At 66.6% G+C, this 12682-nt stretch carries 13 protein-coding genes; 6 read left to right on the forward strand and 7 right to left on the reverse strand.

All coding sequences use genetic code 11. The features are described from left to right. The first annotated feature begins 8 nt into the window (after window positions 1–8). Window positions 9–752: a fimbrial biogenesis chaperone gene (locus ARC23_RS01885; protein ID WP_057495657.1), complete on the forward strand. Its 744-nt coding sequence runs from the start codon at window positions 9–11 to the stop codon at window positions 750–752. Window positions 753–771: 19 nt separating this feature from the next. Here ARC23_RS01885 and ARC23_RS01890 read toward each other — a convergent pair whose 3' ends face one another. After that, window positions 772–1512 carry a fimbrial biogenesis chaperone gene (locus ARC23_RS01890; RefSeq protein ID WP_057495658.1) on the reverse strand — a complete coding sequence of 247 codons (741 nt, stop codon included), beginning with the start codon at window positions 1510–1512 and terminating at the stop codon, window positions 772–774. An 11-nt stretch (window positions 1513–1523) separates the two neighbouring features. Then, a complete protein-coding gene (locus tag ARC23_RS01895) occupies window positions 1524–2549 on the reverse strand; it encodes a fimbrial protein (RefSeq protein ID WP_152985184.1) in 1026 nt (341 codons plus the stop codon). A gap of 566 nt (window positions 2550–3115) precedes the next feature. Between ARC23_RS01895 and ARC23_RS01900 the strand changes: the two genes are divergently transcribed. Then, window positions 3116–3487: a hypothetical protein gene (locus ARC23_RS01900; protein WP_057495660.1), complete on the forward strand. Its 372-nt coding sequence runs from the start codon at window positions 3116–3118 to the stop codon at window positions 3485–3487. 115 nt (window positions 3488–3602) lie between these two features. On the opposite strand, the gene ARC23_RS01905 is transcribed toward ARC23_RS01900, so the two are convergent. After that, window positions 3603–5798 carry a TonB-dependent receptor gene (locus ARC23_RS01905; protein ID WP_057495661.1) on the reverse strand — a complete coding sequence of 732 codons (2196 nt, stop codon included), beginning with the start codon at window positions 5796–5798 and terminating at the stop codon, window positions 3603–3605. Window positions 5799–6037: 239 nt separating this feature from the next. Here ARC23_RS01905 and ARC23_RS01910 point away from each other — a divergent pair, with 239 nt between their 5' ends. Genes ARC23_RS01910 through ARC23_RS21275 form a run of 3 tightly spaced genes read left to right on the forward strand, consistent with a single transcriptional unit; the run spans window position 6038 to window position 7916 of the window. After that, window positions 6038–6646 carry a TetR/AcrR family transcriptional regulator gene (locus ARC23_RS01910; protein ID WP_057495662.1) on the forward strand — a complete coding sequence of 203 codons (609 nt, stop codon included), beginning with the start codon at window positions 6038–6040 and terminating at the stop codon, window positions 6644–6646. A gap of 45 nt (window positions 6647–6691) precedes the next feature. Next, window positions 6692–7780 (forward strand): DNA glycosylase AlkZ-like family protein, encoded by a 1089-nt coding sequence (locus ARC23_RS01915; protein WP_057495663.1) that lies wholly within the window; start codon window positions 6692–6694, stop codon window positions 7778–7780. A 13-nt stretch (window positions 7781–7793) separates the two neighbouring features. Further along, window positions 7794–7916 carry a hypothetical protein gene (locus ARC23_RS21275; RefSeq protein WP_275044119.1) on the forward strand — a complete coding sequence of 41 codons (123 nt, stop codon included), beginning with the start codon at window positions 7794–7796 and terminating at the stop codon, window positions 7914–7916. A gap of 117 nt (window positions 7917–8033) precedes the next feature. Here the strand turns inward: ARC23_RS21275 and ARC23_RS01920 are convergent, their stop codons facing one another. The 3 genes from ARC23_RS01920 to ARC23_RS01930 form a co-directional block, all read right to left on the reverse strand. After that, window positions 8034–8627 carry a mechanosensitive ion channel family protein gene (locus tag ARC23_RS01920; RefSeq protein WP_057495664.1) on the reverse strand — a complete coding sequence of 198 codons (594 nt, stop codon included), beginning with the start codon at window positions 8625–8627 and terminating at the stop codon, window positions 8034–8036. A gap of 5 nt (window positions 8628–8632) precedes the next feature. Next, window positions 8633–9499: a glucose 1-dehydrogenase gene (locus ARC23_RS01925; protein WP_057495665.1), complete on the reverse strand. Its 867-nt coding sequence runs from the start codon at window positions 9497–9499 to the stop codon at window positions 8633–8635. Window positions 9500–9599: 100 nt separating this feature from the next. Then, window positions 9600–9983, reverse strand: coding sequence for a sensory rhodopsin transducer (locus ARC23_RS01930; protein ID WP_057495666.1), 384 nt, complete (start codon window positions 9981–9983; stop codon window positions 9600–9602). A gap of 59 nt (window positions 9984–10042) precedes the next feature. Between ARC23_RS01930 and ARC23_RS01935 the strand changes: the two genes are divergently transcribed. After that, window positions 10043–11029 (forward strand): TIGR03885 family FMN-dependent LLM class oxidoreductase, encoded by a 987-nt coding sequence (locus ARC23_RS01935; protein WP_057495667.1) that lies wholly within the window; start codon window positions 10043–10045, stop codon window positions 11027–11029. On the opposite strand, the gene ARC23_RS01940 is transcribed toward ARC23_RS01935, so the two are convergent. Next, window positions 10999–12585, reverse strand: coding sequence for an alpha-amylase family glycosyl hydrolase (locus ARC23_RS01940; RefSeq protein WP_057495668.1), 1587 nt, complete (start codon window positions 12583–12585; stop codon window positions 10999–11001). The genes ARC23_RS01935 and ARC23_RS01940 overlap by 31 nt on opposite strands. Between the last annotated feature and the right edge of the window lie 97 nt (window positions 12586–12682).

Consider the following 12682-nt stretch of genomic DNA (forward strand, 5'->3'; position numbering starts at 1 on the left):
GTAGGCCGATGCGCCCATTGAATGTCATCAGTTACGTTCTGCTTCTGTTGTTGTCATTTCCAGTGGCAGCGGACCTGAAGCTACATGGCACGCGGGTTGTACTGGATGGCGCTGTGCAGGCGGGTGCCATCCGGATCAGCAATACCGGTGATGCGCCGGTACTTGTGCAGAGCTGGGTTGGCGGCGGCGACGCTGACACGAAGCCGGAGCTGCTGCGTGTGCCGTTGACTGCAACGACGCCGATGTTTCGCTTGAATCCAGGTGAGCGTCGCAACATCAACGTGCGCGTGGTTGAACCTGGGCAGCTGCCGTTGAACCGTGAATCTCTGTTCTGGCTGAATATTCTTGATGTTCCTGCTCGTACGTCGGATCAGAGCCGCACGACTGTCGAGCAGGCGGTGCATGTGCGACTGAAGGTCTTCCATCGGCCTGCAGGCCTGCCTGGCAAGCCCGAGGCGGCCGTTGACGCGCTGCAATGGCGTATCGGGCGCTCGGCGTCGGGCGCGCCTGTGCTTCGCGCGCTCAACCCGTGCCCGTACTATGTCAGTCTACGAACGGTAACGCTGAACGGGCGGGCACTTCCTGTGAGCGCGATTGACGCCGCTATTCCCCCATTCGGTGAGTGGAGCCGAGAGCTGGACCAGGAGCCGTCTGCCTATTCCTCGCATCCATCGCTGCAGCTCGCCTGGATTGATGACGAAGGCCTGGTCCACGAATGGACTGGGCACGCTGAGAGCGGCACCCGGGAATGAGAGTGCTCGCCAGGGCGTGTCACTCGGCGTGTACGGCGTCGCCAGCAGCCGAGTGCTCGACGCCACGTGCGTCGATCCACACAAACGTCAATGGCACATGCTGCGGGCGACCGGGAAGGGTCTCGGCAACCTCGTGGGTCCAGCTACCCATCGGCGGAACCTGCGCGGAGCCGGGGTCGATGGCGACCGGCCGGCCATCCAGGATCAGCTGGGAGAGGCTGACGAAGTAGGCGCTGGCGTTGCTTGCTTTCAGGACGGCCCGCCCCTGCGCATCACGCTGTACGCTCCATTGCAGAGCCTCCGGCGCGATGTCAGGTGAGCCGGGCAGCCCGGAAGGGCGGTGGAAGACCTTCAAGCGCCAACGCATGGCGAACTCGAGCGGCTTCTGGTTACTGCCGGCCTGACGGGGAGGAACGTCCAGAATGTTCAACCAAAGCAGCGATTCACGGTCCTTGGGCAGACCCGAGGTGTCAGCGACCCGTATCTGGATGTCACGGTTGCTGCCGGGTTCAAGCCTGAAGATCGGTGGCGTCACCATCAGCGGCATACGCAGCTGCTCGATCGGGACCTCGCGCTCGCCGCTGTCAAGCCAGACCTGTACCAGCGAGGGCTGCTCGCCGATGTTGCGGACTCTGACGCTGGGTGCGCTTTCGGTTCCTTCCTGGTACACGATGCGGGTCGCGCCCACCCGCAGGTCTGCGCTTGCCTGCAACGGTGCAGCAAGCAGCGCCAGGACAGCCAACAACTTCAGGGCATGCATGGGGGGCTCACTCAGAAGGGCACGAGATTGATGGTCATGGTGCTGCGAGCAGTGCCGGGGCGCAAAGGTGCGGCATTGCGGATGAAACGAACCTGGAGATTCTGCCGGCCAGTGCTGGGTAATCCACCGGTGCCTGGGCTCAGCCGGTTGGCATACCACTGGCCGCTACCGAACACCACCGGTTTGTAGCTGCCATCCGGATACTGGATGGCCACCAGCATGTCCACGCCCTCGGCATCGCCGGTCGTAGAAAGGTGGCCCGGCGTCGCGCCAATGGCGGCATCGGACAGGAATTCGAAATCGGCCCGCCCGCTGTGGCCCTGGTTGCCTGCCTTGCATGTCCAGGCAAAGGAAAAGTCTGCCGCCGCGCCGACATCACCTTTGTTCTTGAGGCTGGACATGGCGGTCGCCGGCAGTTCAAGCGTTGCCGGCGGTCTGGCACTGAACTCGCAACTGGCTTCCTCGCGCGGCCGCTGCCGTACACCCTCCACCACCAGCTGGTTAAGCGAGAAACCATGGCTGAGATCGATGGCAAGCAGGGGCTCAATGTCTTCCAGCAGGATGGGCTCGCCGGAGAAGTCGCGAAGCGCGATGAACCGATAGTCCACCTGGACGGGAATGGAAGCCGTTGCATTTCCCTTGATGTATTCGGCGTGGGCGGTGAAGCGGTTGCTGGCCGTTCCAGGTTGAATCCACGCCGAGTACTCTGGCTGCCCGGAACCTGAGATCGCTCGGATGTAGCGATATTCCAGCTGTATTCCAATCCCGTCGTGATCGGTTCTGAACGTGAATCGACCATCATGCATGCCCGCCAGGCCGGTGGTGGTGCCAAGCGACAGATCCGCCGAAGATATCGGGTCGCAGTCGACGAAGTAGGCGATGTCTGCGCGGACCCAGCTGGTCACAACGTCACCGGCAGAATAGGCATCGTAAAAGCCGGTGGGCGCCGGCATCCACTTCTGCGGGCCCACCGCGCATGCGGCCTGAACGGCACTGCTGGCGGCCATCAGCATGAGGCACGCAAGAATACGGGGCATCAGCGCCTTCCGCATCCGGTTCCGGGCCAAGGACTGCGTCTTCACAAAATGCCGACCTCGGGAGAGGGGATCCTGCCGCGCAGGATACGGCAGGACCGAACTGTCGCCAATGGCCTGCTGGCGGTGCCGCTATTGGCAGAAAATCATCTCGGAGTTCGCGCCCGGGGATGGACTGGCGGCGCAGGTCAGTGAGGGCAGGGCGCTCGCAAGTCGCTGAAAGTACGAGTGCATTGTCGATATGCGACAATCCTGAGCGGCGAGAACATCACGCCCCGTGTGCCATGCCTGCTTTGCGGCTATCACAAGCGCGTGTACATGATGGGTTGCCGTCGAGTAAGGGCGGCCGGGTGTGGAAACCCGTCGAGAAGGTGGTGTTTACGCGTGCCAGCCGGCGTCGCCTTGCGCGGCGCCGGCTGGTAATCCGTCCCTGCTTTATGGCGGGCGGTACGTGAGGTGCGCGCAAGTGCATCTACCCGAGCTGCCACACTCTCGCGGGTTTCCACCACGTACCGTCCGCCGCCTTTGTTGAGGGCGGTGGTCCCGCATGCCTTGCACGGAGACCTGCCATGAACGCATCGGATGTTCCCCCTCTGCGCGCCAAACACGCCCCGGCCAATGCCGACGAGGGCGAGGAAGCGAGCGCAAAGCCGGACCCCAACAACCTGATCACGCTGCTGCACCAGATCGGCTGCGGCGCGGCCGCCGACGGCCAACCCTGGCCCGAGCGCGACGTGCCGCCGGGCCGCCGCCTCGCGTTGGCCGACAGCGATGGCGCGTTGGTCGGCCTGCGCATCGTCAACGAGATTCTGCTGGCCGCCGAGCGCGCCCGCCAGAATGGCGGCCCCGAACACTACGTGGGCGATAGAGTGATGGAAGGGTTGAAGCTGGCAACGCTGGCGCTGACCAACCACGCCATCTATCGCCTGCATCCGGAGTAGATCCATGGAAGCCCTCTGCGAATTGCCTGACGACCTGTAGAGCCGAGCCTGCGCTCGGCTCGGCAGGCGAAACGGAGCCGAGCGTGGCTCGGCTCTACAGGGGGTTCACGCCAGCTTAGAAATCCATGGTTGCCGACAGCAGTACCGTCCTCGGCGCTCCCAGCGCCAGGCTGGAAAGCAACGGCATGCCCCAGTACGCCTTGTTGGCCACGTTGTTCACCGCGGCGCGCAGCGCAAGTGGCCGCCCGGCCAGCGTCGTGCTGTAGCGCGCGCCCACGTCGAACAACGTACGCCCCGGCACCGACAGGCGGTTGTCGGCACTGATGTACTGCTTCGACATCGCCGTGGCATTGCCGGTCAAGGTCAGGGCCTGCAACATCGGCACATCCCATTCGACACCGAGCTTGGCTTGGCGCTGGGCCACGGCGGTGGCCATGCGCCCCTCATTCACACCACCGGCCGTACGGGTCAGCTTCGGCTGCACATAGGCCACGCCGCCCAGCAAACGCACGCCGTCCAGCGGTGCGCCGAAGAAACCCCATTCCACGCCCCGGTTACGTTGTTGGCCGCCAAACGAGAAGATATTCGTGACCGGGTCGGTGTGGCTGCTGGGCCGCTTGATCTCGTACACGCCGAAGGTGTGCGCGAAGCTGCCCAGGTCCAGCTTCAGGCCCAGCTCCTTCTGCCGGGTGCGGAACGGTGCGAACACATCGCCGGCGTTGGCGGCGGTCATCGGTGCGGTGGCGCCCTGGCTGAGGCCTTCAATGTAGTTGGTGTAGAGGGAGATCGTGTCGGTCGCCTTCACCAGCAGGGCCGCTGCCGGCGTGGTGGCGCTCTCGTCGTAGCGCGAGGTGCGCGCACCGGTAGCGACGTTGAAGGTCTCGCTGATCACCTGTTGGCGGCGCACGCCCAGCGTCAGCTGCACGCGGTCATCGGCGAAGGCGAGGGTGTCGGCGAAGCCGAGGCTGTCCAGCCGCAGCTCGGTATGCGAGATGTGCGGCGCCACGAACGGCGCCGCCGGGCCCCACACCGGGTTGTACAGATTGGTGGTCCAGTCCCAGCCCGGCACGCTGCGGCGGCCGTAATCGTTCTGGGTGTGCTGGTAGTGGATTACGTTTGCGGCCCACTGGTGGCCGACAGCGCCGGTGCGGAAGCTGCCGCGCAGGCCGGCATCTGCGGACTGCTTCCTGATATCGAAGGCGAGCTGGCCGATCACCGTGGTGAAGTCGCCGGCCGGATTGAGGATCTGCGCGCTGATCGAACCGTTGTAGCGGTAATCGGTCCTGCTGGTGCCGTAGGCCAGGTAGGCCGTCAGGGCATCGCTGATATCCAGTTCGCCGCGCAGCATCGCGCCCTTGTCCTGGCTGTCCACGTAGGCCCAGTCCGGATTGATCAGCGTATCGCCACGCGGCGGCCGCGGAATGGCGACGCCCGGCGCGAGGCCGACACCACGCGCGGGGCCATCAACACGGTCATCGGCGCTGTACAGATCGGCCGACAGCCGGGCACGTTCGCCGCGCCAGTCCAGTGCCAGCGAACCGAGCTGGACCTTCTTGCGCTGCTTGCCCACGGCGCCATCGCCATCACGGTAGGCGCCGTTGAAGCGGATGCCGAACTGCTTGTCGGTGCCCAAGCGGCGACCGATGTCCACATGGGTGCCGAACTGCGCATCGGAGGCGAAGTTGGCGCTGACCCGCAGCAGCGGCTGCTCGCCTGCACGCTTGGGCACCAGGTTGACGCTGCCACCGACCGAACCACCCGGTGGCATGCCGTTGAGCAGTGCGGAAGGGCCCTTCAGCACTTCGATGCGTTCGACCATTTCCGGCGAGGTGCGGTAGTACGGCGCCATGCCGATCAGGCCATTGAAGGTGGTGTCGCTGGTGCTGGAGGCGAAGCCGCGGATCGCGTAGTTCTCGCTCCACGCACCGGTGACGCCGTTGCTGAACACCGTGGGGTCGGTGGCGGCGATGACGTCGGTCAGGTCCTTGGCCTGGCGGTCGCGGATGAAAGATTCGGTGTAGCTGACCGTATTGAACGGCGTGTCCATGAAGTCCTTGTCGCCGAGCAGGCCGACGCGGCTGCCGGCGGCCACCTGGCCGCCCGCATAGTCCCCCGTCACGCGGCGCTGTTCCTGCACCTGTACCGAGGGCAGGGTGGATGGCGCGGTTTCGGCCAGCGCGGCACATGATGCCAGCAGGCCAAGCGCGAGCGCCGATGCGCGGTGGCGCCGGGCCAGGCCGTGCAGATGCGCGTGGCCGCATGACGCGGCGGCAGCGCCGTTCTGCGGGGAAGAGGAGCGGTACGTGGTCATGCCAGGGTCCTGTGAATCTTGGGCGCGAGCGCGCCTGGCGCGCTGCCATCGGCAAGCACGGGAAGAGCGCGCAGCGCAGGGTTGTCGGCTGGGTGGGGACCTGGCGGGAAGTGAGCCTGGGGCTCGGTTCGGGCTGCGCCGTGGTTGCGAACCGGACGCATTCCGAATTAGTTGAGTAAAATAAACTAAATAGACCAAAGCGGACAAGAGGGTCCCTTTGCTGGCACCCTCGGCAGGGTATGAGCACACACCGTAAGAGCCCGCACCCCGATCCAACGGCGCCGACCCGTGGCCGCCCGCCCACCATTACCCCGGAGCGCCTGGCCGACATCGGCATCCGCCTGGGTCTGCCCCACCTGACCATGGCCAACGTGGCCGCCGAACTGGCGGTAACCCAGGCCGCGCTGTACAAGCGCGTGGCGAACCTGGAGGCGTTGAAGCGCTTGGTGGCGGAGGCGGTGTTCCAGCGCTGGCAGATCCCGCGCGCGTCGGCAGATGCGCCGGGCGGCTTGCAGGGTTATCTGATGGTCTTCGTCGAATCGTTGTGCGAGGTGGTGAAGGCGCACCCCGGGCTGCCGCCGTACCTGCTGCGGCGCACGGTGGCGACCGCGCCGATGCTGGAAAAGATCGCCTCGCACCAGGCCCACGTGGCCGAGGTATTCGGCCTGCCGATGGACAAGGCGCGCTGGCTGCTGGCCACGATCGCGTTCTACTGCATCGCTGGCGCCGACACCATCTACGCGATTGCGGATGACGAAGAGGGCCAGGTGATCACCGAGTTCAAGCAGGGCATGCGGGCGCTGGTGATCGGGTCATTGCAGCTGCTGGACGCGGAGAGCGCGGACTGACCACCGTGATGCCATCCACGCACGGCGTGGATCTACAATGCGGCCATGCCTGCCACGCCGACCCTTGAAGATCTGCGCCGCTACGCGGTGGCGCGCACCCTGTTCAAGCCGACCACGCTGCTGACCGCGATACGACGGCTGGGCTTCGTGCAGGCCGATCCGATCCGCGCACCTGCGCGCGCGCAGGACCTGACCCTGCGGCACCGGGTGAAGGACTACCGCGCAGGGGATCTGGAGCGGCGCTATGCGCGCCTGCCGGTGGAAGAGGATTGCCTGGTGAACTACGGCTTCCTGCCGCGTGAGCATCTGGCGCTGATGCACCCACGGGTGTCCAAGCGCGAGTGGGACGCCGAGACCCATCGCCGCGCAGCCGACGTGCTGGCCTTCGTGCGCGAGCGTGGCAGCGTGCACCCGCGTGAGGTTGACCAGGCGTTTGCGCATGGCCGGGTGACCAACTACTGGGGCGGTACCAGCAGCGCCAGCACGCATCTGCTCGATGGCATGCACTACCGCGGCATGCTGCGCGTGGCGCGGCGTGACAACGGCACGCGCATCTACGCCGTTGCCGAGCATGCCGAGGCGGATGCCAGCGAGCAGGCGCAGGTCGAACGGGCCGCCGCCCTGATCGATCTGGTAGTACGCAAGTACGCGCCGCTGCCATCGGCGAGCCTGACCTACCTGGTGCGCTTGTTGGGCTATGGCGCACCGCACCTGGCGGGGCAGACCCGCAAGGCATTGGCACTGGCAAAGCAGCAGCTGGCCAGTTGCACGTTGGAGGGCACTACCTGGTACTGGCCAGCCGAAGAGAATCCGCGCTCGCGGCGGCATGCGCCAGACGAGCAGGTGCGCCTGCTGGCGCCATTCGACCCGGTGGTGTGGGACCGCCGCCGTTTCGAGCTGCTGTGGGGCTGGGTGTACAGGTTCGAGGCGTATACGCCTGCGCCGAAACGCCAGTACGGCTACTACGCACTGCCGGTGTTGTGGCATGACCAGGTAGTGGGCTGGGCCAACCTGAGCGTGCGCGATGGCGAACTGGCGTCAAGCCTGGGCTACGCCGGCAGGTCACTGGCCCGCGACAAGGTGTTTCGTGGCGCGCTGGACGACGAGTTGCAGCGCATGGCGGCGTTCCTGTAGCGCCAAGCGGCGCATGGGCACCTATCTGGTGCTCGCCGCGCTGGCGTGTTCGTCTGCTATCGGGCTCGGTTTCGGCTACTTCCCGGCGCGCAGTGCGGCGCAGCTGGACCCGATCCCGGCATTGACAGCGGAGTAGGGTCGCCCGCTGTGGCACCTGTAGAGCCGAGCCCACGCTCGGCTGCTCTCCGCTCAGGTCGCAATGCACCGTGCGCTGCGCGGAGCAAGCCGAGCACGGGCTCGGCTCTACAGGTGCTCAGCGCACCTTGCCTTTGATTGGCACGCTTCCCGGCAGCTGGGAATACCCGCCGTCACCCCAGTGCCGGGTGATGCGCTGGAAGAACAGAGAGTTGGGCACGCGCAGCAGGCAACCGCGGGCACCTTCGCCACGATCACTCAGCGTGGTGTAGATCAGGTTGATGTCCACCACCTGGCCGCACAGCCCGGGCTTGTCCACGCTTTCCAGCACCTCGATGGTGTCGTTGATGCGGAACGGGCGCGTGGCGACGATCAGGAACGAACAGAACAGGTTGGAGAGCACGCTCCATGCCGCGAAGAACGCCACCGCACCGACGGCCATGAAGCCAGTGAGCGCCGTCCACAGTACCGAGCGTGAAACGCCCAGCCGCTCCAGTATCAGCAGCCCGGCCGCCATGTACAGCAGCAGGGCGCCCCCTCGGCGCAGGCCCACATGCAGCTCGGGCGCCAGCCGGCCGCGTTGACGGGCCTGCACCAGCAGCCACGCCAGTGCGCGAACCATCACCCATGCAACGCCGAGGATGGCCAGCACCTCGGCGACCGGCACCACCACGGTCAGCCAGTCCTCGACCCAGGCAGGCAATCCGGTCATGGCGGCTACAGCGTGGCTGCGCCGCCGGAGATGGTCAGCAGTGCACCGGAGGTGTAGCTGGCGCTGTCCGAAGCCAGCATCACATACGCAGAGGCCAGTTCGGCTGGCTGCCCGGGGCGGCCGAACGGCGTCTGCGCGCCGAACTGTTCGACCTCTTCGGCGGCCATGCCTGCGGGAATGAACGGCGTCCAGATCGGGCCGGGCAGCACGGCATTGACGCGTATCTGGTGCTCGGCCAGCAGGCCGGCCAGCCCCAGCGTCAGGTTGGCGACGGCACCTTTGGTTGCAGAATAGGGAAGGATGTTCGGCGTCGGTCGCTTGGAATTGACCGAGGCCGTGTTGATGATCGCACCGCCACCGCGCAGGTGCGGGACGCACAGCCGGGTCAGATTGAACACGGCATGGACGTTTGTATCAAACGTCCGCTTCCAGTCATCCAGGGTGATGTCGTCGAAGTGCTCGTAGTAGCGCTGGTAGGCCGCGTTGTTCACCAGGATGTCGAGACCGTCCAGCTCGCTGGCCGCGCGGTCCACGAGCGAGCGCGCCTGTGCCGGGTCACTGATGTCACACGGTACCAGCACGGCTTTGCGCCCGGCTTGTTCGATCTGCTGCTGCACATGGCGGGCGTCGTCCTGCTCGCCATCGAGGAATGCGATGGCAACGTCGGCGCCTTCGCGCGCGAAAGCGATCGCCACCGCCGCGCCGATACCGCTGTCACCGCCGGTGATCAGTGCCTTCTTGCCCTGCAGCAGGCCATGCCCGCGATAACTGTCCTCGCCGTGATCCGGCCGGGGCTGCATCTGCGCGGTCTTGCCGGGGAAGGATTGCTGCTGCGCCGGGAAGGGCGGGCGTGGGTAGTCGGGCAGGGCCATCGTCACTCTCCGCAAGGAAACCGGCGCCAGTCTCGCTCCAAGCGGGTAAACGGCTGGAGGGCGCGGTGTCGTTGCAGCGTGGACGCCTGCGCGCGCGGCTTCACAATGGATGCGCGATGGTGGTCATGATGCTGTTGGCCGGTTGCCGTGAATCCAGCCGCGTGTGCTGCACGATGCTCGGCTGGTCGGATTCGACGAGGGTGGCGAAGCCGGTGCCGCGTGGCACCGGCGCCGGATCCTGCAGGTCGTTGAAGCGCAGGTGGCAGGTGCGTTGCGCCGGTACCGTGATCCGGTAGGGGCCCACCGGATCGCGGTCCTCGAAGTAGAGGGTCAGCGTGACGTGGGCGTCCTGGTCGCCGGCATTGAGCACGCAGCAGGTTTCGTGACTTTGCATCTCCGGTGCGGGGCCGGTGCTCCAGGCTGGAATGTAGCCCTCGGCGATAGCCCAGCGTCGATGCCCGATGCAGGACGTGTTCGTTTCCATGACGCCGTTTTAGCCCGGCCGGTGTTGCCATCGTGTCCAGTCCCCGCACGGAATCCGTGATGACCATCGGCTACCACGCATCGCATGAGCAGTTCCCGCCCGCCACCTTGCTGGGCCTGGCGCTGCGCGCCGAACAGGCGGGATTCGAGGCCCTGATGTGCTCCGACCATTTCCACCCATGGACGACCGCGCAGGGGCAGTCGGGCCACAGCTGGGTGTGGGCCGGCGCACTGGCGGTGCAGAGCGCATTGACCCTGGGCATGGTGACCTGCCCGATGCTGCGCCAGCACCCGGCATTGGTGGCACAGGCAGCGGCGACGCTGGAGCAGCTGGCGCCGGGCCGGATCTGGCTGGCGCTGGGCACCGGCGAGGCGCTGAACGAACGCGTCACCGGCCTGCCGTGGCCGGCCAAGCGGGAGCGCCAGAAGGCGCTGCGCGATGCCGCTGAGGTGATGCGACGGCTGTGGCGCGGCGAGCAGGTCGACCACGACGGCGGCTTCCAGGTGCGCCAGGCGCGGCTGTACAGCCGACCGGCGCTACCGCTGCCGCTGCTGGGTGCAGCGGTCACGGAGGACACCGCACGCTGGATGGGCGGCTGGGCCGATGGCCTGATCACCATCAGCCAGCCGCTGGCGCAGTTGCAGCGCGTGGTGGCGGCGTTCGAGCAGGGCGGGGGCAGGGGCAAGCCGATGTACCTGCAGGCCAAGCTCTCCTACGCGCGTGCCGAACAGGCGGCGCTGGAAGGCGCGATGGAGCAGTGGAGCGCCAATGTGCTGCCACCGGAACTGGCCGAAGGCCTGGACCAGCCCGAGCAGTTCGAAGCACGGGCGCGGTCGGTCAGTGCCGAGGTGCTGCGCCAGCACGTGCATGTCTCGGCGGACCTGGGCCAGCACCGGGCCTGGCTGCAGGAACTGCAGTCACTGGGCTTCGATCGCATCTACCTGCACAACGTGAACCGCGAGCAGGACCGCTTCATCGATGATTTCGCCGAACACGTGCTTCCCGCGCTGCGCACTCAGGCGCCCTCGGCGGCCAGCCATGTGTAGCCGTGGCCCTGCAGGTAACAGCGGCGATCCTGCAACCTAGCGCCATGGCCTACCAGCGTGTGCAGCGGACCATGCAGGGGTACATCCACCTCAACTGGCTCGTCGCCGAAGTTGATCAGCGCCAGCGCCTGGCGGGGTGCATCGCCGTACAGGAGCATCAGCAGCGCGGGAGACGGCGGGTCGAGCGTATGCGGGCCCTGCTGCAGTATGGGATGTGCATTGCGTTGCTGCAGCAGCTCGCGCACGCGCAGCAGCAGCGAGCCGGGTGCCGTGCGTTGCGCCTCGACATTCACCGTCCGGTAACCGTAGGGGCCGTCTGCCGGCGGCGCGCGCCAGGCATGCCGCGGCTGATCGGTGAACCCTGCACCTGGGCGGTCGTGCCAGTGCATTGGCATCCTCACCGCGTTGCGTTCGGGCAGCTCCAGGCAGTCGCCGAGGCCGATCTCCTCGCCATAGCGGATCACCGGCACCTGACCCAGTGACAGCAGTGCGGCCCAGGCCATGGCCTGCCATGCTGTGTCTCCCTCCAGCATGGGCGCAAGGCGGCGGCGGATGCCGCGGCCATAGATGCGCATGCCCGGTTCGGGCGCGAAACGCTCCATCACCGCTTCGCGTTCGTCCGGCTCCAGCTGCTCCAGGTCGAGCTCATCATTGTTGCGCAGCCAGGCGATGCGCGTGTGCGGCGGTGCCTGCGGTCCGTATTCGGCCATGACCCGGGCCACTTCGCTGGCGTCGCCGCGTGCCAGTGCCAGGAAGAAGTGATTGTTGAGATGGAAGTCGAGCAGGTGCGAAAGCCGCCGGCCCTGGCACAGGAAGTCACCGTAGCGGGATGCGCTGACATCCGCTTCGCCGATCAGCGGCAGGCCTGGCTGCTGTTCATCTGCCGTGGCGCGCATCGCCTCCAGCAGCCACAACCCGTCGTCGCGCGGGTCTGCGTGGCGGGCGCGCTCGACCATGTACGGGACCGCATCCACGCGGAAGCCGGCCACGCCGCGCTGCAGCCAGGAGGTCATCACCCGCAGCAGTTCGTCGCGCACCGGCGCATGGGCCAGCTCCAGGTCCGGTTCGTGCCGGTAGAACATGTGCCGGTTGAACGCGCCAGCCTCGGCATCCCACGTCCAGGCCGAGGCCTCGATCGGCGGGAACATCGGCTGCAGGGCGTCGTCGGGCACGTGGTCGCTCCAGAGGTACCAGTCGCGCCAGGCGGGGTCGCCCTGCTGCGCGGCGACGAACCAGGGATGCGCGCTGGCGGTGTGCTGCATCACCAGTTCCACGATGATGCCGATGCCGCGTGCGTCGGCGGCATCGACCAGCCGCTGGAACGCGGCCTCATCGCCGAGGCGTGGATCGATGCGGTAGTGATCGGTGACGTCGTAGCCACCGTCACGCCCGGCGTTGCGGTAGAACGGCAGCAGCCAGAGATGGCTGATGCCGAGCCACTGCAGGTAGCCCAGTTTTTCAGTGATGCCATCCAGCGTGCCCCAGCCACGGCCATTGCTGTCGCGGAACAGGTAGGGGTCGACCTGGTAGATCGCGCGCAGCGGAAGCGGCGCCATTGGCTTCTCCAGTACCGTTCACGGGTGACCAGCCTGCTGTGCGTCACGGCAGCGGTCCGTGAACCGGATGGCGCTGCATCATGACGCGGCATCCACG

It is taken from the genome of Stenotrophomonas beteli, assembly GCF_001431665.1.
Classification (GTDB): domain Bacteria; phylum Pseudomonadota; class Gammaproteobacteria; order Xanthomonadales; family Xanthomonadaceae; genus Stenotrophomonas; species Stenotrophomonas beteli.

What these genes read in the sequence shown, in the direction of transcription:
- ARC23_RS01935 (WP_057495667.1), top strand. Translation starts at nt 10,043, where the DNA reads ATGACCATCGGCTACCACGCATCGCATGAGCAGTTCCCGCCCGCCACC.
- ARC23_RS01910 (WP_057495662.1), top strand. Translation starts at nt 6,038, where the DNA reads ATGAGCACACACCGTAAGAGCCCGCACCCCGATCCAACGGCGCCGACC.
- ARC23_RS01905 (WP_057495661.1), bottom strand. Translation starts at nt 5,798, where the DNA reads ATGACCACGTACCGCTCCTCTTCCCCGCAGAACGGCGCTGCCGCCGCG.
- ARC23_RS01940 (WP_057495668.1), bottom strand. Translation starts at nt 12,585, where the DNA reads ATGGCGCCGCTTCCGCTGCGCGCGATCTACCAGGTCGACCCCTACCTG.
- ARC23_RS01890 (WP_057495658.1), bottom strand. Translation starts at nt 1,512, where the DNA reads ATGCATGCCCTGAAGTTGTTGGCTGTCCTGGCGCTGCTTGCTGCACCG.
- ARC23_RS01900 (WP_057495660.1), top strand. Translation starts at nt 3,116, where the DNA reads ATGAACGCATCGGATGTTCCCCCTCTGCGCGCCAAACACGCCCCGGCC.
- ARC23_RS01920 (WP_057495664.1), bottom strand. Translation starts at nt 8,627, where the DNA reads ATGACCGGATTGCCTGCCTGGGTCGAGGACTGGCTGACCGTGGTGGTG.
- ARC23_RS01925 (WP_057495665.1), bottom strand. Translation starts at nt 9,499, where the DNA reads ATGGCCCTGCCCGACTACCCACGCCCGCCCTTCCCGGCGCAGCAGCAA.
- ARC23_RS01915 (WP_057495663.1), top strand. Translation starts at nt 6,692, where the DNA reads ATGCCTGCCACGCCGACCCTTGAAGATCTGCGCCGCTACGCGGTGGCG.
- ARC23_RS01895 (WP_152985184.1), bottom strand. Translation starts at nt 2,549, where the DNA reads ATGCCCCGTATTCTTGCGTGCCTCATGCTGATGGCCGCCAGCAGTGCC.
- ARC23_RS01885 (WP_057495657.1), top strand. Translation starts at nt 9, where the DNA reads ATGCGCCCATTGAATGTCATCAGTTACGTTCTGCTTCTGTTGTTGTCA.
- ARC23_RS21275 (WP_275044119.1), top strand. Translation starts at nt 7,794, where the DNA reads ATGGGCACCTATCTGGTGCTCGCCGCGCTGGCGTGTTCGTCTGCTATC.
- ARC23_RS01930 (WP_057495666.1), bottom strand. Translation starts at nt 9,983, where the DNA reads ATGGAAACGAACACGTCCTGCATCGGGCATCGACGCTGGGCTATCGCC.